The following is an 18,730-nucleotide window of genomic DNA, read 5'->3' as shown; positions in this document are numbered from 1 at the left end:
TGGGAATTTCTCCTATATTAATACCTAGATATACGATACATAGATAAACGATGCATGGATGGAGGTTCGCATGAAAATTAACAAGGAACTTATGAAAGGCAGCACGGTGATTCTGATGATGAAGCAGCTGGAGCACCGGGACATGTACGGCTACGAGATGGCGAAGCGGATCGAGCAGCAATCCGACGGGCTGTTCGCGTTCAAGGAAGGCACGCTGTATCCGATTCTGCACATGCTGGAGGTCGAGCGGCTCGTGGAAGCTTATTGGGGCGAGGAAGGCGGGCGCAAGCGCAAATATTACAAGCTGACAGACGAAGGGCGCAAGACGTTGATCGAAAAAGAACGCGAGTGGTCCCTGTTCAGCACGACCGTCTCGCGGCTGATCGGGGAGGGGCGGGCCTAATGGCGGACATCGGACGGCATGCGGACGTTAGCCGCTATTTGGACCGGATTTGCGCGCCGATCAAGGCGAGAGCGGTGCATGAGGAGATCAGGCTGGAAATGTTGAGCCACTTGGAGGCGCTGGTCGAAGATCTGGAACGGGGCGGCTGCACGGAAGAAGAGGCGATTCAGAACGCCTTGCTGCAAATGGGCGATCCGGACCAAGTGGGCAGGCAGTTGCACGCGGCGCATCGGCCAAAACCGGAATGGAGCGTGATCGCGCTGGCGGGCTGCCTGCTTCTGCTTGGACTGGTGACGCTGTTCTCGCTGAAGCTCGCGCTTGGCGTCAATCTGTCCGTGCCGCACAAAGCGCTGGCCGCAGTCGTCGGAATCGGAGTCATGTGCGCCTTGTATTTCGCGGATTATCGCAAGCTGGCGCGGTATTCGGGCGGCTTGTACGCCTTCATGCTCCTGATGATGGCTTATACGCTGTGGCACGGGCTGATGCTGAACGGCTCGAAGCAATGGGTCGGGGCTGGGCCGTTCGGCATCAATGTCTTCGCGGCTGCGCCGTATGTACTGCTCGTTGCGGTTGCGGGCCTGCTGCACCGAGAGCAGCCGATTCAATCCGGCAGGCGGATCGAGCGATTCATGAAGCTGATGCGGGGAGCAGCCGCATATGTGGCGCTGCCGTCTTTTTTCTTCGCGGCAGCGCCGGCATTCGGTTCGCTGCTCGTCTATATGATCGGGCTGACTGTCCTTCTGCTTGTCAACGGCAGGTGGAAAATGCTGCTCGGCGGCGTGGGATCTATCGTTGCTATGCTGTTCTACGTTCAGCAACGGTATAATCGCGATCTTTGGTTGTCGATTTGGGAGCGGCATACTGCCTTCCTTCATCGCGGGGATTCCGGCGCTTACCATACGGATCGTTCCTTGGACGCCATCCATTCCGGCGGCTGGTGGGGACAGGGCTTCGGCAGATCCTTAGGTACGCTGCCGGATATCTTGGGCGAATTTACGTATTCGTACTTGGTATATAGTCTAGGCTGGCTGTTCGGCGTCGCCGCAGCCTTGATCGCGTTGGTCTTCGTCGGCAGACTGGTTCGAATGGGCACGCGGCTGCCAGGCGGTTATGCCAAGAGTCTGGTCGTCGGCCTGGCCACCGTCATGGGCGTTCAGTATGTCTGGAATTTGCTCATGTGCATTGGCATGTTACCATCGCTCGGCGGCATGCAGCTGCCGATTCTGAACTGGAACGCGAATACGATCGTCGAGCTCGGCGCGCTCGGTTTCATGCTGGGCGCCTATCGGCGCAAGGATATGCTGAATGGGCAAAGCCGCCATGCCGTCCCCCGATAGAGGAGACAATTTTCCTACTTGTTCCGTACATCTCTCTATCGCAGCGCACCGTCTCCCAATGCTACGATGATCCCAAATAAGTAAATTTAGGGAGGTTGCGGCATGGAACCAGTAACGCGTTGCATTCACGGCGGCAACCGGGACAAGGAGCGCGAACGAAGATGACGAATCCGAAGCTTGGGTTAATCGGTATTATTCATGAAGAGTTGGAAAAGGACTTTTGGGGAACGGCAAGCAGAGCGGCTGCCATCGGCTATCAAGGCATTGAGGGCGTCGAGAAGCGGCTGTTGGAGGGAGACGTTCAAAGCAACCTGAGACGTTTCCATGCGCTCGGACTGCAAGCCGTCACGCTCAGCGCTAGCCGCGAAACGCTGCGCGAGGGATTAGATCAGCTGGCTGCCAACGCGGCGACGCTGCAAGCTCCGCATGTGACGGTATGGTGGGGGCCGTGCGATTCCAAGGACGAGCTGCTTCGCGATGCCGAGCTCTATAACAAGGCCGGTGCGAGGCTGGCGGCCGAAGGTATCAAGCTGTGCTACCACAATCATGCGCATGAGTTCAAGACGGCGTGGAACGGCGTTGCCGCGATGGATATCTTGGCGGAGTATACGGATCCGAAGGCCGTCTATTTCGAAATGGACATCGCATGGATCACGATGGGCGGCGCCGATCCCGTTCAGGTGCTGGACAAGATGGCCGGCCGCGTGCCCGCCATTCACGTCAAGGACGTGCGGACGACCGAGGAGTCGGATCAATGGACGGCCGTCGGCACGGGCATCGTCCGGATCGCGCCGTCGATTCTGAAAGCCCGCGAGATCGGCGTCGACTGGATGGTCGTCGAGCAGGACCGGCTTCGCAACCTGTCGCCGGTGGAGACCATCATGGCGAGCTATTTGAACTTGAAGGAAGCAGGACTGCTCAGCGGCTGAGGCTGACAGAAGTTAACATTGAGAACCACCGTTGGCGGTGACAGGATATAGAGAAACTGCTGCGTTTTAAGGGAGTTCAGCAAGCGACGGAAGCTGCGGATCATTCAACTTGAATTCGTGGCGACGAATAACGGTTGTCAGCGTTGCTAATTCACAAAAAATACGCCTAAATAAACGCTAACGGTTCTGACTGACGTTATTGGGCGTAGAGGAGCTGATTTGCATGCAAAGATCTCGCAATAGGCCTCCTGGCAACCGTTGGCGAACTAAAAGGGTCATTTTGAGGTGATTAGCCACTTGAACAACCGTTAGCGATAGGGTGTTTAGGTTCATTCTCGCGAGCATGACTATAATTGCTTGCATCGGCGGTCAGCAGCCCGATAGAGTTTCGCCAATGTTTGATTTTCTCGACATCCAAAACCGCCCGTTGGCGGTTTTTTTGCTGCAAACTTACTGTGATCCAGATGCTCCGGATGTGCGGCTTCAAGAGGATCGCTTACTTCCAAAAGGTCGGATAGCGGCGCTTACTGTCCAGGTTGTTCACGATCAAGGCGACGATTACGATGAGCACGGAGCCGATCAATACCGGCGTGATCAGGAAAGACCAGCCGGAGCCGCTTAGAATGACGACCAAGGGATCTGCGCCCGCGGGCGGGTGCGTCGTCCGCGTCAGCATCATGAGCGCGATCGCGAGTCCGACGGCCGTTGCCAGCACCCATTCGCTTCGGCCGAACATATGGAGGCAGACGAGTCCGACGATCGTCGAAATAAGATGCCCGCCGATAATATGGCGCGGCTGAGATAACGCCGCGTCCCATAGACCGAACGCCAATACGGAGGTTGCCCCGAACGGAGCCATCATCCAAGCCGTCGTCGTCAGGTTCGAGAGGTAAGCAAGAAGAAGGATCGCGATAAATCCGCCGATCGCGCCGATCAGCGCATTTCGAGGCACGACCTTAACGGGATTCCCGCCGGTTCCGCTCATCTTCCGCCAGAACGACGTTTTTGTTTTGTTATCTGCATGCATCACAGCACCGTCCTTTAAATACCTAGTTAACTAGTTATATAATTAAACGCGATAGGTGTCAATTGATTTCTTGTATCCATTTTTCTGTCCAGTCTTAGAAGAGGTTGTTTTAATTATCGTTGGATTATGGTTGGTGCTGGATTATAATATACCCATCAAACTATGCAATGGGGTGTCTGCGATGGATGAGAAAAAGTATCTCCTGCAAGTTGATCCCCAATTGACGTTCAGCGTAAATACGCAAATCAAAGAACAGCTAAAATGGCTTATCGGCATGGGACAACTGGAAGTCGGCGACATGCTTCCTTCGACAAGCCAATTGGCGGATGAGCTGGAGCTTAACCGGAATACGATCAACTGGGTCTACAGCCAGCTGCGCGACGAGGGGCTCGTTACGATGCAGAAGGGGCGCGGCACGCAGATCGCCGGCGGGAGTCAGACCCGAACGCTCTTGGAAGAACGGCGATCGATGCAGCAGCTAATCGACGATATGATTCGCGAAGCATCGGCAGCAGGCATGGATTTGAAGTCCTTTTTCATGGCGGGGCTCGCTTACACGCTGCTGCAGCCGCCTCGTCCGACCGGGAAGCTGCGCATCCTATTGGTCGAATGCAAGGGCCATGATCATCCCTTCTATCGTCGGCAGATCGAACAGGCGACCGAAGGAGTAGTCGAAACGTTCTTTCTGGATGACCATGCCAATGAAGATGCTGCCGTAAGAGAAGCGGCTCAGCGCTGCGATGCCATTGTCGCGACCTTGAACCATGCGGATGAGGCCAAGGCGCTGTTTGCCCGCCTCGACCGCAAGGTCATCGTGATCGGGGCTGCCGTCGATACTTCGCTGCTGCTCGAGATCGCCAATCTGGAGCAAGGGAGCCGAGTGGCCTTCGTTTGCCTTGGAAGAATCGGAGGCGAATGGATGGCCAGCCGCATTCGGGAAGCCGGGATTCATGCGCTGCATGTCGAGGCGATCGGGATGGATGAACGCGAGCGCCTGAACGATGCCGTCCGGAGTTTCGATAAAATCTATGCCTCCAACGCCGTCTATTCGGAGTTGAAGAACATGATTCCGGACAAAACGGAGCTATTCCCCATGAAGCTGGAGAAAAGCAGCGAAAATCTGCTGCAGGACATCGCGTCTCAAACGAGATGACGATTGGAACCGAGAGGAGATGTGGCCCATGCAGATCGATCGGCAGGTTGTTCTGAGCAATGGCGTAACGATGCCTTTGCTCGGTTTTGGCGTATGGCAGCTGCAAGACGGCCGCGAGGTAACCGATGCCGTCCGTTCGGCGCTTGAGCTCGGTTATCGTTCCTTCGATACCGCTGCTTTCTATGATAATGAAACCGGCGTCGGGCAGGCGGTCCGCGACAGCGGCCTTCCGCGAGAAGACGTATTCGTGACCACCAAGGTATGGAATCAGGACCAGGGTTACGAGTCGACGCTCCGGGCGTTCGAGACGAGCCGCAGGAAGCTGGGCTTGGATGTCATCGACCTGTATCTCGTCCACTGGCCGGTCAAAGGGAAGTTCGCGGACACCTGGCGGGCGCTGGAGCATCTTTACCGGGACGGTTATGTGCGGGCAATCGGCGTGAGCAATTTTCAACCGTATCATCTTCGCGAGCTGATGGAGACCTCCGGCGCCGTCCCGATGGTGAACCAGGTGGAATTCCATCCGCTGCTGTCGCAGACGGAGCTGCGCGCCTATTGCTCGGAATGGGGTATACAGCTCGAGGCATGGGGACCGCTCATGTCGGGGCATCTGGGCAGCATGGCGGTGATCTCGGATATCGGACGCAAATACGGCAAGACACCTGCGCAAATCGTCCTGCGCTGGGATATCCAGCATCGCGTGGTCACGATTCCGAAGAGCGCCAACCTAGGCCGGATGAGCGAAAACTTGGCTATTTTCGATTTCAAGCTCTCGGATGGCGACATGGCGCAGCTCGATGCGCTGAATCGGAACAAACGGTTCGGAGCCGATCCGGACAATTTTAATTTCTAGTGCCGTATCCGTATGGATGGCCTTAGGCCGTCGCGGTAGGGCGCTCTGTGCGAGCAGAGCGATTGGCCGGACAGACGGCAGGCGAACCAAATGAAAGGTGGAATCAAGATGAACATGACATTTGACAGCAAGGGGTCGTCCAATGTGGCGATCATCGAGAGCGACGGGATCGTCATCGGCAGCGTGCAGGACGCGCTGGATCTGATGGCAACCGCCAGCTATGACGGGGACAGCAGCAAGCTGCTCATCCGCAAAGAAAACATCGCGGAGGATTTCTTCGAGCTGCGCACGAAGCTGGCGGGCGATATTTTGCAGAAATTTACGAACTATCGCGTCAAGCTGGCCATCGTCGGCGATTTCAGCGGCTACGATAGCAAGAGTCTGCGTGATTTCATTTACGAGTGCAATCATGGCAAGCAGTTCTTCTTCTTGGCCGATCAAGAGGCTGCGCTTGCGGCGCTGCATGACGCCGGCTAGCCTTCCGATAGTTGATGCCTGATACTCGATGCGGTATCCTCATGCGATACCTAGTCTGCCTGTGCTGGGCAGGCTTTTTTTGCTCGATCGCCGAGGGAACTGGGAATATATCCCTGTTTGATCCGTCATACGAGGTGTGAATCGGAGATAAGAGGAGTGAGTGGAATGAACGCCTTCCAACGTCTGACGATAACTTCCCTGTTGATAGCTTCCTTAATCGCGCCCGGACTTACCGCGGCTGCTTCTGCCGCCGGCGGTACATCCGGCATGGCTCCGGGTTCCTATGTCGTGCAGTTGAAAATCAATCAATATTATGTGCTGTACACGTCCCCGAACGTGCCGTACTTCGACATCCAGCAGCGGCTGATGGTGCCGCTTCGGGCCGTGAGCGAGATGATCGGCTCGAAGGTCGGCTACGATCCGGCGAGCAAGAAGGCAACGGTTGCCTGGGAAGGCCAAACCGTCGAAGTGACGCTGAGCCTAACCGGCCTTCAAGAGCGCCAAAAGCTGCTCTATAGCAGCTTTTCAGGCCTAACCGGCCTCGAGGAGCGCCAAAAGCTGCTCTATAGCAGCTTTTCAGGCCTAACCGGCCTCGAGGAGCGCCAAAAGCTGCTCTACAGCAGCTTTTCGGGCCGAATCGGCCCCGAAGAGCGCCAAAAGCTGCTCTACAGCAGCTTTTCGGGCCAAACCGGCCTCGAAGAGCGCCAAAAGCTGCTCCACAGCAGCTTTTCGGGCCGAACCGGCCCCCGGCACTCCATACGACGCGCTACTCCGCTTCCAGCTTCACCAGTCCATCTTCGAACTTATAAGGAATATGCAGCTCGTGGACCGGCGTGCCGTCCTTGGAGCTCGATTCGTAGATCGTCAGCACGCCCGTCGGGCTGGTCGGGATCTCCTTCAAAGAAACTTTAAACTCGAATTCGCCCCATTCCGGCGCCCCCATGTCGGCCATCGTATGCCCTTCATCCAGGATGTTATGTCCATCCTCGAAGGAGTAGCTGAACGCGGCTTCGAAGACGCGCGCCTGTCCCTTCACCGTAAACGACTCGCCGACGACCGACTCGGGCGCCGGCCCGTACACGCGGAATGCCTCGTTGCTTGCGACGATCTTCGTCTTCCCGTCATCCGTCGTTGTTCCGTTATTGTTGCTCGCTTGGCCTTTCGGGTCCGATCCGTCATTGTTTCCTGCCTGGCCTTTCGGCTCCGTCCCCGTATTGTCGTTCGCTTGACCGCCCGGCTCGTTTACCGTGCCGCCATTACCCGTATTCGTTCCATTCGACGGTACCGGATCGATCGTGCTGCCGCCGCTGTTGTTCGTATTCGTTCCGTTGGTCGAGGAGGACGTCACCCCCGAGTTCCCCGAGCTGCTGCCTTGGTCAGACGACGGTTCTTTGCCCGGGGCGTTGGCTACGCCGCCGTCGTCTCCCGAACAGCCCGCCAGAACGGCGCAAACCAGCATAAGGACGATCATGCCGACGAGGAATGTATAGCTTCTTCTCATGTTGCATCCACCTGCCTTCATATTTATCATCGGAAAGCCGAGACTTCTAAAATATCTTTTTTTGTACTGCGGGTAAGCTTGCCCGTGCTCTTGTATTTAGTATACGCTGGTAACAAAGCCTTGAATCACCAATGGGCGCATGAGGGAGTGACGACGAGCCATGTTTGAATGGAATCGGCTGCTTCGGTTTAATCGTTATTTGGGGCAAAACGGGCGGGACGAGATCGACTACCAATGGCCTGCTGCCAAGTTCCCGATCATCAGCATCCGTTCGAGCGCGGGCAAAGGGAAACCCAAAATCGCCTTCGGCCTTATCGCGCTGGGCGATATCGCGGTCGGACTGGTGGCCGGCGGAGCCGTTGCCGTCGGCATCCTGTCGTTCGGCGCAGTTGCCCTCGGCGGGATGCTGGCGCTCGGCGCCGTCGCGATGTCCAGCGGCCTCGCTGCCGGCGCGGTTGCGATTGGCGATCTCGCGCTTGGTGCTGTCGCGATCGGCGAATCCGCGCTCGGTGCCGTCGCCATCGGCGAGAATGCGCTGGGCGCGGTGGCAATCGGCCAGCATGTGCTCGGCGCGGTCGCGATCGGCGAGCGGGTCTATGGCCTTGTCGCGATCGGCGACCACGGCTTCGGTCTCGTGCCGATCATCGGCGATTTCATCCGCTGGATCGCGGACAAGTTTGAATAGCGGCAAGCGGCTGGGACGGCACCGAGCCGGATGAAAGAGGGCCGTTCGGCTGCGGGAGGGCGGCTTCTTTCGCCGGAATCCCCCCTATGCTACAATAGGGGACAGCAAAAGAGTGCAGAGGAAGGTGTAGTATGGATTCCGTCAAGATATTAGGCGTGCCCTTCTCGCGATTGACGCTTTCGGATACCGTGAAGCTGCTGCAGGGCAAGCTTGAGGGCGAACGGGCCGAAGGGTCGCAGCGCCGGCTGTTCCATCTCATAACGGCCAATCCCGAGATCGTGATGGCAGCGAACCAGCAGCCGCAGCTGAAGGAGATCGTCGATGCGGCCGATCTCATTACGCCGGACGGCATCGGCGTCGTGCTGGCGGCCAAATGGCAGGGAACGCATATTCCGGAGCGCGTGACCGGGTACGATTTGTTGGTTCGGCTGTTTGAAGGAGCGGCGGTGCGCGGGTTCTCGCTTTATGTCGTCGGCGCCGACGAGGAGACGAACGCGAAGGCCGTCGACATCATCAAGGACAAGTACGCCGGCGTGAACGTCGTCGGCAGACATAACGGCTACTTCAAAGGCGATCAGGAAACGGCGCTTGTCGCCGATATCGAGCAGAAGCAGCCGGATCTGTTGATCGTGGCGCTTGGCGCGCCGAATGCCGAGAAGTTCATTTACAAGCACAAGAGCCGGTTGAATGCGAAGGTCGCCTTCGGCGTCGGGGGCAGCCTCGACGTGATCGCGGGCAAGGTCAAGCGTGCGCCCGTCATCTGGCAGAAGCTGAACGTGGAGTGGCTGTACCGGCTGCTGAAGCAGCCGTCGCGCTGGCGCCGCCAGCTGGTGCTGCCGAAATTCGCGCTCACCATTCTGACGACGAAGAAGAGGTAAGAGTTGCGAGGGCTGTGGCCTCTTTTGAAGCAGCTTGTACCGAATTCCGGTGCTTGATGAAGAACATGCGTGAAGACAAAAAAATGGCTGTACAGGTAACCTGTGCAGCCATTTCTTATTGCAGGCAGCGTGCTGCCGATTACGCGTTCGTTGGCGGAACGAATGTCCGTGCCGCGAACTCGGCGTCGAGCATGAAGAACGCGTTGCTGTCCTTGTCGATCCGCTTCAGCTTGTTGATGATGCTGTCGAACATCGACTCTTCCTCGACCTGCTCGTCGATGAACCATTTCAGGAACTGGATCGTCGCATGCTCGCGGTCGTTCATCGCGATGTCGGACAGGTGGTAAATGCGCTTGGTGACTTCTTGCTCGTGGTGATAAGCATGTTCGAATGCCTCGAGAATAGAGCTATAGTCATTGTTGGGTGTGCTCATGCCGGCCAGCTTGACGCGTTTGCCGCGGTCATTGAGATACTTGTACATTTTCATGGCATGGAATCGCTCTTCCTCCGCTTGCACGATAAAGAAATTCGCGAAGCCGTCCAGGCTTTCCCCGGAACAATAGGCGGCAATCGCCAGGTACACGTGTGCGGAATAAAACTCGAAATTCAGCTGCTCGTTCAGAGCTTCGCTAAGGTTGTCCTTCATCATCGGCCGCACCTCCCTTGTCATATTGGTTGTCGGTAAACGTAAAGAGAAGAAGTCTACCGTTGTCTCGCGGACAGCGGCGGCTCCTTCTCCTATCGTACCATACTATTCCATATTAGCCTATCCGATGCTTGAGCTTCGCATACAGCACGTCCGCGGTCGGGGCGACGATAACTTCGGTCTTGCCGATCTGTACCATGCATTGCTTGGCGCACAGCTTGCAATTGCCGAGGCAGTCCTTCTTCTTCTGCTTCAAATCGGGAAACTCCTGCTTGATCGACTTGAACACGGATTTGGAGCCATGCTTAAAGTTGCGGCAGCAGTATTTGATTTTCTTCATGCGTCCGGAACCAACCTCTCTCGATGGCAATTTGCAACTCTCCCCTAATGATAGTGATTCTCATTATCGCTGTCAATCGAAAACTCGCGCTGCCCGCCCGATTTCTTTACTTCCCCAGTCCACTGGCTTATGATGTGATCATTATCAAGCAATCTAGAAGGAGCAAGCAGCGAAATGAGCACAAGCGGACAACAGCGATCCAACATCAGACCGGGCCTCACGGTCGATATCGTATTGAAGAAGGACCAGCCGACAGGGCGCCTGACCCGCGGCATCGTCAAAGACATTCTGACCAATTCCCCGAACCATCCCCATGGGATCAAGGTCCGCCTGCAAAGCGGGGACGTCGGGAGAGTCAAGTCAGTCGTCACCGAAGGGAGCTAGATTATGATCTACAGCGATATGAACAATTGGGAGCAGGAGAAGCATACGTTTCCGGCTGGCGTGCAGCGTGCGATCGAGCGGCTGCAGGGGATGGACCTGGATGCGATCCCGGCAGGCCGGCATGAGTTCGGCGAAGAGGGCATGTATCTGCTGATCAACGAGCCGGACACGCGCCATTGGAGCGAAGTCCAGCCGGAGACGCATTTGCTCCACACCGACGTTCAGCTGCTGCTGAGCGGGCGCGAACAGATGCGCGTGTCCAAAGTTTCCGAGGAACAGGTCATCGTCGATGACCGTTACGATACGCAGGACATTGCCTTCTACGGCGAAGTGCGTAACGAGAATGCCGTCTATCTTGTACCCGGCGACTTCGTCGTGCTGTTCCCGACGGACATTCACCGTCCGAATTGTTCGGTGGAGGAAGACATGCGGATCCGCAAGGCCGTCGTGAAGATTCATAGGGACGTGCTCGTCTAAGACGGGGAAGGCATCTAGTCGCATGGCGGGTTTGCAACGGCGGCGCAAAATAGGTAGGATAAGAGAGAATGCGTCGACAAAGAACCGGCCATAGCTGCTGTTCCAAAGGAGTGCGTCTTGATGAGCTTTCTCCCGAATTCCTTCACGTTCGGTCATTCTGCATCGATCGTGATTACGCTGCTCTCCGGCGTAGCGGTATTGCTTCTCCGGCTGCGTGCCAGCAATAGGCCGACCAATATGCGCAAAATCATTATTCCGCCGCTCGGCATGTCCACCGGCTTCCTCATGTTCGTCGTTCCCGATACGCATGTCCCGTGGACGTGGGCATTGATCGCGTTCGCCGCCGGCGCCACGGTATTCGCCATTCCGCTGATCCGCACCTCCAAGCTGGAGCGCGTCGGGGAGGAGATCGTGCTGAAGCGCTCCAAAATGTTTATTTTCATCCTGCTCGGCCTGCTCATCGTTCGGCTGTTAGTGCATGATGCAGTGGAGAGCAGAGTCTCGATTCCGCAGACGGGGGCGTTGTTCTTCGTGCTGGCGTTCGGCATGATCGTCGTATGGCGAATTGCGATGCTGCGGGAATTTATGGCGTTGAAACGGGAATAACGAGTAGAGATACGGTTGACAGTCCGAATGTCAGCTGTTATTCTAACCACATAAATTGTATGCAATTTAATTGTGCTGATCGTATTGACGTAATCGTATCGTATGGGTCGCATCAAGAGAGAGGGGACATGACATGGAGAAGAACGCGCAGCTCGAGCTGGACAATCAGCTATGTTTTGCCCTCTATGCCTGCGCGCGCGAGGTGACGAAGCTGTACCGTCCGTTCCTGGATGAGCTTGGCATTACGTATACGCAGTATGTCACCTTGCTCGCCCTATGGGAGAAGGACGAGGTGCCGGTCAAAGAGCTTGGCCGGCGGCTGTACCTCGATTCCGGCACGCTGACGCCGCTGCTCAAGAAGCTCGAGAGCATGAAGCTGCTCCGCAGGGACCGCGATCCGCTGGATGAACGGAGCGTCATCGTCCGACTGACGGATGACGGCAGGGCGCTGAAGGCGCGCGCAGCGGCCATTCCGGAGCGCGTCTTCTGCCAGACGAGCCTTGCCCCGGAGGACATCATCTCGCTGCGGGGGCAATTGCAGCAATTGACGGCCGACGCGCATACCCGTTCCTGCGATGGCTCGAAGAGCGATTAACGATTAAGGGATGACAGGCAAACGCAGACAGGTAAACGCAGACAGGCAAACGCAAAACAGGCGGAAGCATGAGCTTCCGCCTGTTTTTTCGCGTTCGTCAGCACCCGCGCGAGGTAAGTCGGCGAGAGACGACAGTTACCTCCGAGGATTAGTTCTTCACGTAAACCCGGAAATAATCCAGGCTGAACTTGGCCGGGAACGAGCTGGCGGTCGGATTGCTGTTGCTGCCTCCGCCGGTAGCGAGATTGATGAGCACTTGAGGCGCGGGACCGTACCAATCGAAGTTCGTGCCTTTGACCAAGGTGCCGTCCACCCACTTCTGAATCTCGCCTTCCTTCCAGACGAGCGTGTACAGATGGTAGTCGGCGGAGAAATCCGTCCCCGGATGCCAGACCCATTGATTGGTCATGATGTTGTAGTAATTGGCGCCTACGCCGCTGCCATGGTCGTAACCCGTCCAGTCGTAGTGGTTCTGCGTCGGGGATTGGAAGAATTCGAAAATATCGATTTCGGATGAGGTCGATCCCGTTCCGCCGGGCGAATACATCCAGAAGGCCGGCCATGTGCCGGTACCGTTCGGGATTTTGGCACGCAGCTGGAAGATGTACGTCTTCCCGTTCGACGGATAGAACGTTTCCTTCGTCGTGATTTGTCCGCTGCTTATGCCGCCGTCATACACGCCGCCAAGATTCGGCGTAGCGGTCAGATCGAGCGAGTTGGCGGTCAAGACATGGTTGGTTGCGTTGATCGGCTGATAACGCTGCCACTCGCCGTTGATGACGGTCGTGCCCGCAATGCCGTAAGCATTGAACGAATTGGAGAGGGCAGTGAGGCTGTTCACGTTCTTGGACGTACCGAACGAGTAGTCTTTGTAGAGCGTATAGCCGGCAAGACTCGGACCTTCGGATGTGACCGGCGTCGTTCCGTCGGAGACGATCAGCTGCGGAGCGCTGGACCCCTCCTTGGTCGAGAAGGTAACTTCGCTGCCCGCGGTCCCCTTCAGGATGATCGAGTAGGTCCCGTTGGCCGTAACCAGCCCGCCTACGTTGAACGCGTAGGTCTTGCCGGCTTCGAAGGTGATGTTCTTGGACTCGAGCAGGCTGCCGACGGCAGGCAGGTTAACCCAGGTCAACGTCGACTCCGTCCATGTGTTGTTCCCGGTGCCCGCGTAGGCGCCGATCGTTGCCGTACCGCCGGTCACGCATTTGACTTTCAGGATGGCACTCGAGACGGTCCCGGCTCCGCTGACGGCGAATTTGAAATAGGCTTTCTTATCCTGGCTGCTCAATACGTTGACGACGGGGTCCGTATACGTCATCGAGGTCGTTCCCCACATCCACGAATCGTCCGAAGCGTTGAAGGATAACGATTTGGCATTGGCTTCCGTGCCCCAGGCGATAAAGAGAACGGCTGCCATCATGGCGGCTAAGAAGAGATGCAGGGTGGGCTTCATGCGAATTGTCATTTTGATTCCTCCTATAGGGGATTTGGTTGTCGTCGGCTTGCGCTGTTGCGGCTGACCTCCTTCCCTAGGGAGTGTTAAATCATCCCGGCGAGTAGAGCGTTTCGTCGAAGACAGCGATAGTATACGATGGATTCCGCCGTGAGTCTGCCGCTTGTTATGACTTAATTGCCGTTTTTGTGACCGATACCGGGCGGCTGCCGCGACCATGGTTACGTGGGCGGCAGACCAGGAAGCATGAGAGGCCGATAGGAGATGGCTTGCATTCGGAATAAATTAAAGTTATTATAGACTCCTAAAGTCCCTAATGGAGGTGCGGCATGAAATATTCCCAAGCGACGGACTATGCGCTCCATGCCATGCTCTACCTTGTGACGGCAGCGCCTGACAAACCCGTTGGCGTACAACTGCTGGCAGAGAAGCTGGGCGTGTCGCCGACGTACCTGTCCAAGATGATGACCAAGCTCGTGAAGGCCGGATTGATTCAGTCCGCAACGGGCGCCAACGGCGGCTACCGCCTCCGACGGAAGCAGGAGGATATTTCTTTCCTGGATATCATTCATGCGATCGAAGGGACGGCTTCCTTGTTCGAATGCAGCGTGGATCACGGAAGCGAATGTTTGATTCAACAGATCGTTATGGAGTCCGAGCGCCAAATGGAGCAGTATTTGGAAAACAAGAAAATAGCGGACGTGGCGAAGCTTATGAAGGCGGAGTAATCGGCTGTCTTTTTTTGAATTAATTAGAGATATCGAGAGTCTATTATATCTCTAATAATCGATGCGAAATGAAGGATAGAAAGGAAGATGGAGAATGATTCATGATTGCGTCATCGTCGGCGGAGGACCAGCGGGCTTAAGCGCCGCTCTCGTATTAGGCAGGGCCAGAAAGCATGTGGCGGTAATCGACGAAGGCCGGCCGCGCAACCGGGTAACGCGCGAGATGCACGGGTTTCTGACGCGGGATCCGATCGCTCCCAGCGAATTCAGACGAATCGCGATGGAACAGATCGGCGCTTACCCGACCGTCAGCTTCATCGCGGATACGGCCGTATCGATCGCGGGAACGGATGGCGATTTCCATATTGCGACTGCACGGGGAGAAATCTATCGAGGCAAAAAGCTGCTCTTCGCGGCAGGCATGAAAGATGTCCCGCTCGCGATCAAGGGGCTGGCGGAGGTATACGGCAAAAGCGCATTCGTCTGTCCGTACTGCGACGGCTGGGAGCATCGGGATCAGCCGCTCGTCGTCATCGCGAACGGGGCGGACGCGCTGCATATGGCCCAATTGATCTCCGGCTGGACCCGCCGGTTCGCGATCTGCACGAATGGCCCGGACGACATGACGGATGCGCAGCGCGAGGAGCTGCGGCGGCGCGGGGTACCCATATTCGACGCCCCGATCCGGTCCATCGATTCCGAAGACGGGATCGCTCGGCAGGTCGTGTTGACCGACGGCACGATCGTCCCGTGCACCGGGATCTTCTTCAGAACGACGCTCGTCCCCGGCTCGGACCTGCCACGGGCCATCGGCTGCGAGATGACGGAAGCGGGTGCCGTCGTCGTCGATGGATTCGGCAAGACGAACGTTCCGGGCGTCTTCAGCGCCGGGGACGCGGCAACGCGGATGCATCAAGCCATTGCCGCGGCCTCGCTCGGTTCGATGGCCGCGGCGGCCATGAACGGCGAGCTGAACGGAGAAGCCTGGGAACATTTCGTTCAAGAGCCGTTGTAAGCTTTGTCGTTGTCGGCTTTCTATATGTACCGTAAAAACAGCGGTCGCCCCTGGATAAGATGTTCGTATCCGGGGCGGCCGCTGTTTGTATAGTGATTGGCGGCGGCGTGCCCCGCCGCTCACGCTTCCCACCACGACAAATTAATGAAGCAGGACAGCGTGCCGGCAACGCTGAGCGCGCCGCTGACCGTCATGGAGAGGCTCTGGTTGGGCGGCACGATGATGCCGCCGCCGAAGCCGAGATTGAACATGCCGGGATCCAGCGGGAAGCTAAGGAAGTTCGTACCGGCGCTTATGGCGCTCGTGGAGGACCTTGCGGTCATGACGCTCGTCGCCGCGCTGCCAAGCAAGGTGTTGACCGGCGTCAGCGTCGAAGGGGACGCGATCGTGCCGCCTCGCGCGACGGTCAGGGAACCGCTGAAGCTGGAGAGCAGGCTGAGTCCGACGCCGACGCCTCCGGCCATGCCCGATACATAGAGCGAACGGCCGCTGCCCGAGGGGTTCGTAAGCTGCATGGACGCGGTGACGGAACCGCCCAGTATGCCGAGCGACGAGGACGTGGTGAAGGTGGTGGCGAACTCCCTGGCATTTACGGTCGCATTGTTGTCGGGCTGCGCGACCACGCCCGGCGCGGCATACGTATTGACGAGCTTCCCGAAGAAGTTGCTGTTGCTTTGATCGAAAATAAAATGATTCGGCATCCGCTACGCCTCCCACCACGTCAGATTGATCGAACCCGTCAGAGAGCCGGTGCCGAGCGTGACGGAGAGGGTCTGATTCGCCTGGACGATAAGACCGCCCCCGAAGTCGACCAGGTACATGCCGGCCGTAATCTGCATGGCCATGACGGTCGTCGGCGTGCCGCCGAGCGTGCCCGTGTTCTGTTTGGTGGTGGCGACGGTGGCCGTTGCGCTGCCGAGCAGGGCGTTGACCGGAGCCGGGGTCGTGCCGCCCGTAATGGTGCCGCCTGAGGTGACTGTCAGCGTGGCTGCTGCCGAGGCGCCCCCGGAGATACGGGATAGGTATAGCTTCTTCGCGCTGCCGGACGGGTTCGCGGCTTGCAGCAGCAGCGAGCTGCCGCCGCCGACGGCCACGCTGCCGGTGCTCAATAGGAAGAGAACGCCGCTCTTTGCAGCGTCGAGTTCGGGGGTTCCGTTGATGCCGGGTGAGGTGAAGACGTTATTTTGCTGCATATAGACAGGGTTATGTTCGGTGTTAAACACATTGAAGTTGTTCATGCAGCACCTCGTTTGGAGTAGGTGGCTCTGGCTCTTCGGAGCAGATGGCCTCTTCTGCATTATATGGGACGGGACGGCCTGCCCGCCTTAGGGGAACATGGAGTTTAAGCAAAAGGGGCCAGTCGACCTGCGGACACGCGCCGTTTCCACAAACTGGATAGGTACATAAAGTAAATGAGCGTTAACCAAGGGGAAGATGACATGAGCAAAAAGACGCGCCACTGTCTCCGCAAGGGAAGGAGCTGCCTTCCCCCGCGTTGCAAACGAAACGGAGAATCCAAGAAGCCCTGCAGGAGCAATCGCAAGCCGGCCGATCCCTTTTTCTCGGAGCAGGTATTTGCGGATGTTTCTACGACGGATGATTTTATCGCCTTGCCTCCCCAGGACACCTCGAATAAGAGCGTATACGCGTACGCGGTCGTCAACAAGGGAGGCGAGCCCGTGCTTGCGCAGGTGGAGATCGGTCCGAATGGTACGGATTATACGATCGACGTGGAAGAGGTCGTACCAAACGGAAAAACGGCGGTCGTCGTGCCGGCAAGATTTCAACGTTTTACGAGACTGCTGGTGAAATCCCTGAACGAAGGCAAGCCGACAGGGGTTACGGTTTACTTCCAATCGCAGCGGACCAGGTGAATCCAGGAACGTGCAAGGAAGGCTACGAACTATTCTGTTGAAAGTAGAGTGAGGAACGATGCCGAATTTTTCAGCCTTTAACCCGAATCCCGACAAGCTGCGCACCTTAATATTCGGTCAGGACGAGACGTTGACGCCGCAACCGGTAGCAACGGATACGGCCGGTCATATACTGAATATTATTTTGGACGGTACCATCAGTAACGTCTCGATTTCGGGCGGTACGGTGTCTGTCGGTACGATCGACAATATCTTAAACGGAACGATCACCAGCGTGCTCGGAGCGACGATTACGGCGGGAACGTTGACGAGCGTGCTCGGAGCGACAATTACGGCAGGAACATTGACGAACCTGCTCAACGGAACGTTGACCAGCGTGCTTGGCGCAACAATCACGGCGGGAACGTTGACGAACCTGTTGAACGGTACGATTACGAGCGTAATGGGAGCAACGATCACGGCCGGTACGGTGGCGATCTCGGGCGGTACGGTGACCGTCGGCACGATCGATAATTTGTTGGACGGTACGTTGACGAGCGTAATGGGAGCGACGATCACGGCGGGAACGTTAAATAGCGTGCTCGGCGCAACGATTACGGCGGGCACGCTGACGAATCTGTTGAACGGAACGTTAACCAGCGTGCTCGGAGCGACGATTACGGCCGGAACGTTGACGAGTGTACTTGGCGCAACGATCACGGCGGGAACATTAACGAACCTGTTGAACGGTACGATCACGAGCGTAATGGGCGCCACGATCACGGCCGGTACGGTGGCGATCTCGGGCGGTACGGTAACCGTTGGTACGATCGATAATTTGTTGGACGGTACGTTGACGAGTGTAATGGGAGCGACGATCACGGCGGGAACGTTGACGAACTTGCTGGACGGAACGTTAACAAGCGTACTCGGCGCAACGATCACGGCCGGTACGCTGACCAGCGTGCTGGGTGCAACGATTACAGCGGGAACGCTGACGAATTTGTTGAACGGAACGTTAACCAGCGTGCTTGGCGCGACGATCACGGCCGGAACGTTGACGAGTGTACTTGGAGCAACGATCACGGCGGGAACGTTAACGAACCTGTTGAACGGTACGATCACAAGCGTAATGGGAGCGACGATCACAGCCGGTACAGTCGCGATTTCGGGCGGTACAGTAACCGTCGGAACGGTAACCAATCTGCTCGACGGGACGTTGACCAGCGTGCTCGGCGCGACGATCACGGCCGGTACGTTAACGAATCTGTTGAACGGAACGTTAACCAGCGTGCTTGGCGCAACGATCACGGCCGGAACGTTGACGAGTGTACTTGGAGCAACCATTACAGCAGGAACATTAACGAACCTGTTGAACGGTACGATCACA

Annotated in this window: 23 protein-coding genes and 1 pseudogene; 17 read left to right on the top strand and 7 right to left on the bottom strand. The window is 57.0% G+C overall.

What is annotated here, in order from left to right:
* Positions 1-70: 70 nt before the first annotated feature.
* The 3 genes from AC0YNU_RS27750 to AC0YNU_RS27740 all read left to right on the top strand — a co-directional run bounded on the left by AC0YNU_RS27750 (position 71) and on the right by AC0YNU_RS27740 (position 2,669).
* Positions 71-403: a PadR family transcriptional regulator gene (locus tag AC0YNU_RS27750; protein ID WP_475762361.1), complete on the top strand. Its 333-nt coding sequence runs from the start codon at positions 71-73 to the stop codon at positions 401-403.
* Entirely contained in the window at positions 403-1,740 is a 1,338-nt protein-coding gene (locus tag AC0YNU_RS27745) for an FtsW/RodA/SpoVE family cell cycle protein (RefSeq protein WP_475762360.1), read from the top strand. Before AC0YNU_RS27750 ends, AC0YNU_RS27745 begins: the two co-directional genes overlap by 1 nt.
* A gap of 161 nt (positions 1,741-1,901) precedes the next feature.
* Positions 1,902-2,669 carry a sugar phosphate isomerase/epimerase family protein gene (locus AC0YNU_RS27740; protein WP_475762358.1) on the top strand — a complete coding sequence of 256 codons (768 nt, stop codon included), beginning with the start codon at positions 1,902-1,904 and terminating at the stop codon, positions 2,667-2,669.
* A 496-nt stretch (positions 2,670-3,165) separates the two neighbouring features.
* On the opposite strand, the gene AC0YNU_RS27735 is transcribed toward AC0YNU_RS27740, so the two are convergent.
* Positions 3,166-3,696 (bottom strand): HPP family protein, encoded by a 531-nt coding sequence (locus tag AC0YNU_RS27735; RefSeq protein ID WP_475762356.1) that lies wholly within the window; start codon positions 3,694-3,696, stop codon positions 3,166-3,168.
* Positions 3,697-3,877: 181 nt separating this feature from the next.
* Between AC0YNU_RS27735 and AC0YNU_RS27730 the strand changes: the two genes are divergently transcribed.
* The 4 genes and pseudogenes from AC0YNU_RS27730 to AC0YNU_RS27715 all read left to right on the top strand — a co-directional run.
* Positions 3,878-4,849, top strand: coding sequence for a GntR family transcriptional regulator (locus AC0YNU_RS27730; protein WP_475762354.1), 972 nt, complete (start codon positions 3,878-3,880; stop codon positions 4,847-4,849).
* A gap of 28 nt (positions 4,850-4,877) precedes the next feature.
* Entirely contained in the window at positions 4,878-5,702 is an 825-nt protein-coding gene (locus tag AC0YNU_RS27725; protein WP_475762352.1) for an aldo/keto reductase, read from the top strand.
* A gap of 108 nt (positions 5,703-5,810) precedes the next feature.
* Positions 5,811-6,179: a DUF4180 domain-containing protein gene (locus AC0YNU_RS27720; RefSeq protein WP_475762350.1), complete on the top strand. Its 369-nt coding sequence runs from the start codon at positions 5,811-5,813 to the stop codon at positions 6,177-6,179.
* Positions 6,180-6,344: 165 nt separating this feature from the next.
* Positions 6,345-6,644: pseudogene (locus AC0YNU_RS27715) on the top strand (stalk domain-containing protein); the annotation flags it as partial.
* A 301-nt stretch (positions 6,645-6,945) separates the two neighbouring features.
* On the opposite strand, the gene AC0YNU_RS27710 reads toward AC0YNU_RS27715, so the two are convergent.
* On the bottom strand, positions 6,946-7,680 hold the full coding sequence (locus AC0YNU_RS27710; protein ID WP_475762348.1) for a Gmad2 immunoglobulin-like domain-containing protein: 735 nt from the start codon (positions 7,678-7,680) through the stop codon (positions 6,946-6,948).
* Positions 7,681-7,840: 160 nt separating this feature from the next.
* On the opposite strand from AC0YNU_RS27710, the gene AC0YNU_RS27705 reads away from it, so the two are divergent.
* On the top strand, positions 7,841-8,365 hold the full coding sequence (locus AC0YNU_RS27705; RefSeq protein WP_475762346.1) for a hypothetical protein: 525 nt from the start codon (positions 7,841-7,843) through the stop codon (positions 8,363-8,365).
* Between the two features lie 131 nt (positions 8,366-8,496).
* Positions 8,497-9,243, top strand: a complete 747-nt coding sequence (locus AC0YNU_RS27700) for a WecB/TagA/CpsF family glycosyltransferase (RefSeq protein ID WP_475762345.1) — start codon at positions 8,497-8,499, stop codon at positions 9,241-9,243.
* A 139-nt stretch (positions 9,244-9,382) separates the two neighbouring features.
* Here AC0YNU_RS27700 and AC0YNU_RS27695 read toward each other — a convergent pair whose 3' ends face one another.
* The gene (locus tag AC0YNU_RS27695) at positions 9,383-9,889 is read right to left on the bottom strand and encodes a ferritin (RefSeq protein WP_475762548.1); all 507 of its coding nucleotides are present in this window, start codon (positions 9,887-9,889) and stop codon (positions 9,383-9,385) included.
* Between the two features lie 115 nt (positions 9,890-10,004).
* Positions 10,005-10,229: a DUF1450 domain-containing protein gene (locus AC0YNU_RS27690; RefSeq protein ID WP_475762343.1), complete on the bottom strand. Its 225-nt coding sequence runs from the start codon at positions 10,227-10,229 to the stop codon at positions 10,005-10,007.
* 174 nt (positions 10,230-10,403) lie between these two features.
* Between AC0YNU_RS27690 and AC0YNU_RS27685 the strand changes: the two genes are divergently transcribed.
* The 4 genes from AC0YNU_RS27685 to AC0YNU_RS27670 all read left to right on the top strand — a co-directional run bounded on the left by AC0YNU_RS27685 (position 10,404) and on the right by AC0YNU_RS27670 (position 12,291).
* Positions 10,404-10,613, top strand: a complete 210-nt coding sequence (locus AC0YNU_RS27685) for a YwbE family protein (RefSeq protein WP_475762341.1) — start codon at positions 10,404-10,406, stop codon at positions 10,611-10,613.
* Between the two features lie 3 nt (positions 10,614-10,616).
* Complete coding sequence (locus tag AC0YNU_RS27680) at positions 10,617-11,090, top strand: NanQ anomerase/TabA/YiaL family protein (protein WP_475762339.1); 474 nt, start codon at positions 10,617-10,619, stop codon at positions 11,088-11,090.
* Positions 11,091-11,210: 120 nt separating this feature from the next.
* Positions 11,211-11,696, top strand: a complete 486-nt coding sequence (locus AC0YNU_RS27675; RefSeq protein ID WP_475762337.1) for a CcdC family protein — start codon at positions 11,211-11,213, stop codon at positions 11,694-11,696.
* Between the two features lie 133 nt (positions 11,697-11,829).
* Positions 11,830-12,291, top strand: a complete 462-nt coding sequence (locus tag AC0YNU_RS27670; RefSeq protein WP_475762335.1) for a MarR family winged helix-turn-helix transcriptional regulator — start codon at positions 11,830-11,832, stop codon at positions 12,289-12,291.
* Positions 12,292-12,439: 148 nt separating this feature from the next.
* Here the strand turns inward: AC0YNU_RS27670 and AC0YNU_RS27665 are convergent, their stop codons facing one another.
* A complete protein-coding gene (locus AC0YNU_RS27665) occupies positions 12,440-13,756 on the bottom strand; it encodes a CBM96 family carbohydrate-binding protein (protein ID WP_475762334.1) in 1,317 nt (438 codons plus the stop codon).
* Positions 13,757-14,073: 317 nt separating this feature from the next.
* Between AC0YNU_RS27665 and AC0YNU_RS27660 the strand changes: the two genes are divergently transcribed.
* Both AC0YNU_RS27660 and AC0YNU_RS27655 read left to right on the top strand, forming a co-directional pair.
* Entirely contained in the window at positions 14,074-14,472 is a 399-nt protein-coding gene (locus tag AC0YNU_RS27660) for an RrF2 family transcriptional regulator (RefSeq protein ID WP_475762333.1), read from the top strand.
* A gap of 94 nt (positions 14,473-14,566) precedes the next feature.
* The gene (locus AC0YNU_RS27655; RefSeq protein WP_475762331.1) at positions 14,567-15,487 is read left to right on the top strand and encodes an NAD(P)/FAD-dependent oxidoreductase; all 921 of its coding nucleotides are present in this window, start codon (positions 14,567-14,569) and stop codon (positions 15,485-15,487) included.
* 119 nt (positions 15,488-15,606) lie between these two features.
* Here the strand turns inward: AC0YNU_RS27655 and AC0YNU_RS27650 are convergent, their stop codons facing one another.
* Positions 15,607-16,188, bottom strand: a complete 582-nt coding sequence (locus tag AC0YNU_RS27650) for a hypothetical protein (protein ID WP_475762329.1) — start codon at positions 16,186-16,188, stop codon at positions 15,607-15,609.
* A 3-nt stretch (positions 16,189-16,191) separates the two neighbouring features.
* Complete coding sequence (locus tag AC0YNU_RS27645; RefSeq protein ID WP_475762327.1) at positions 16,192-16,725, bottom strand: hypothetical protein; 534 nt, start codon at positions 16,723-16,725, stop codon at positions 16,192-16,194.
* Positions 16,726-16,926: 201 nt separating this feature from the next.
* Between AC0YNU_RS27645 and AC0YNU_RS27640 the strand changes: the two genes are divergently transcribed.
* Both AC0YNU_RS27640 and AC0YNU_RS27635 read left to right on the top strand, forming a co-directional pair.
* Positions 16,927-17,361 carry a DUF6385 domain-containing protein gene (locus AC0YNU_RS27640; RefSeq protein WP_475762325.1) on the top strand — a complete coding sequence of 145 codons (435 nt, stop codon included), beginning with the start codon at positions 16,927-16,929 and terminating at the stop codon, positions 17,359-17,361.
* A gap of 58 nt (positions 17,362-17,419) precedes the next feature.
* A partial coding sequence (locus AC0YNU_RS27635) for a beta strand repeat-containing protein (protein ID WP_475762323.1) occupies positions 17,420-18,730 on the top strand: 1,311 nt, incomplete at its 3' end.

Source organism: Paenibacillus sp. J31P316, assembly GCF_056269105.1.
Note: the sequence above shows the minus strand (reverse complement) of the source record. Positions and strands in the feature narration are given on the sequence as shown.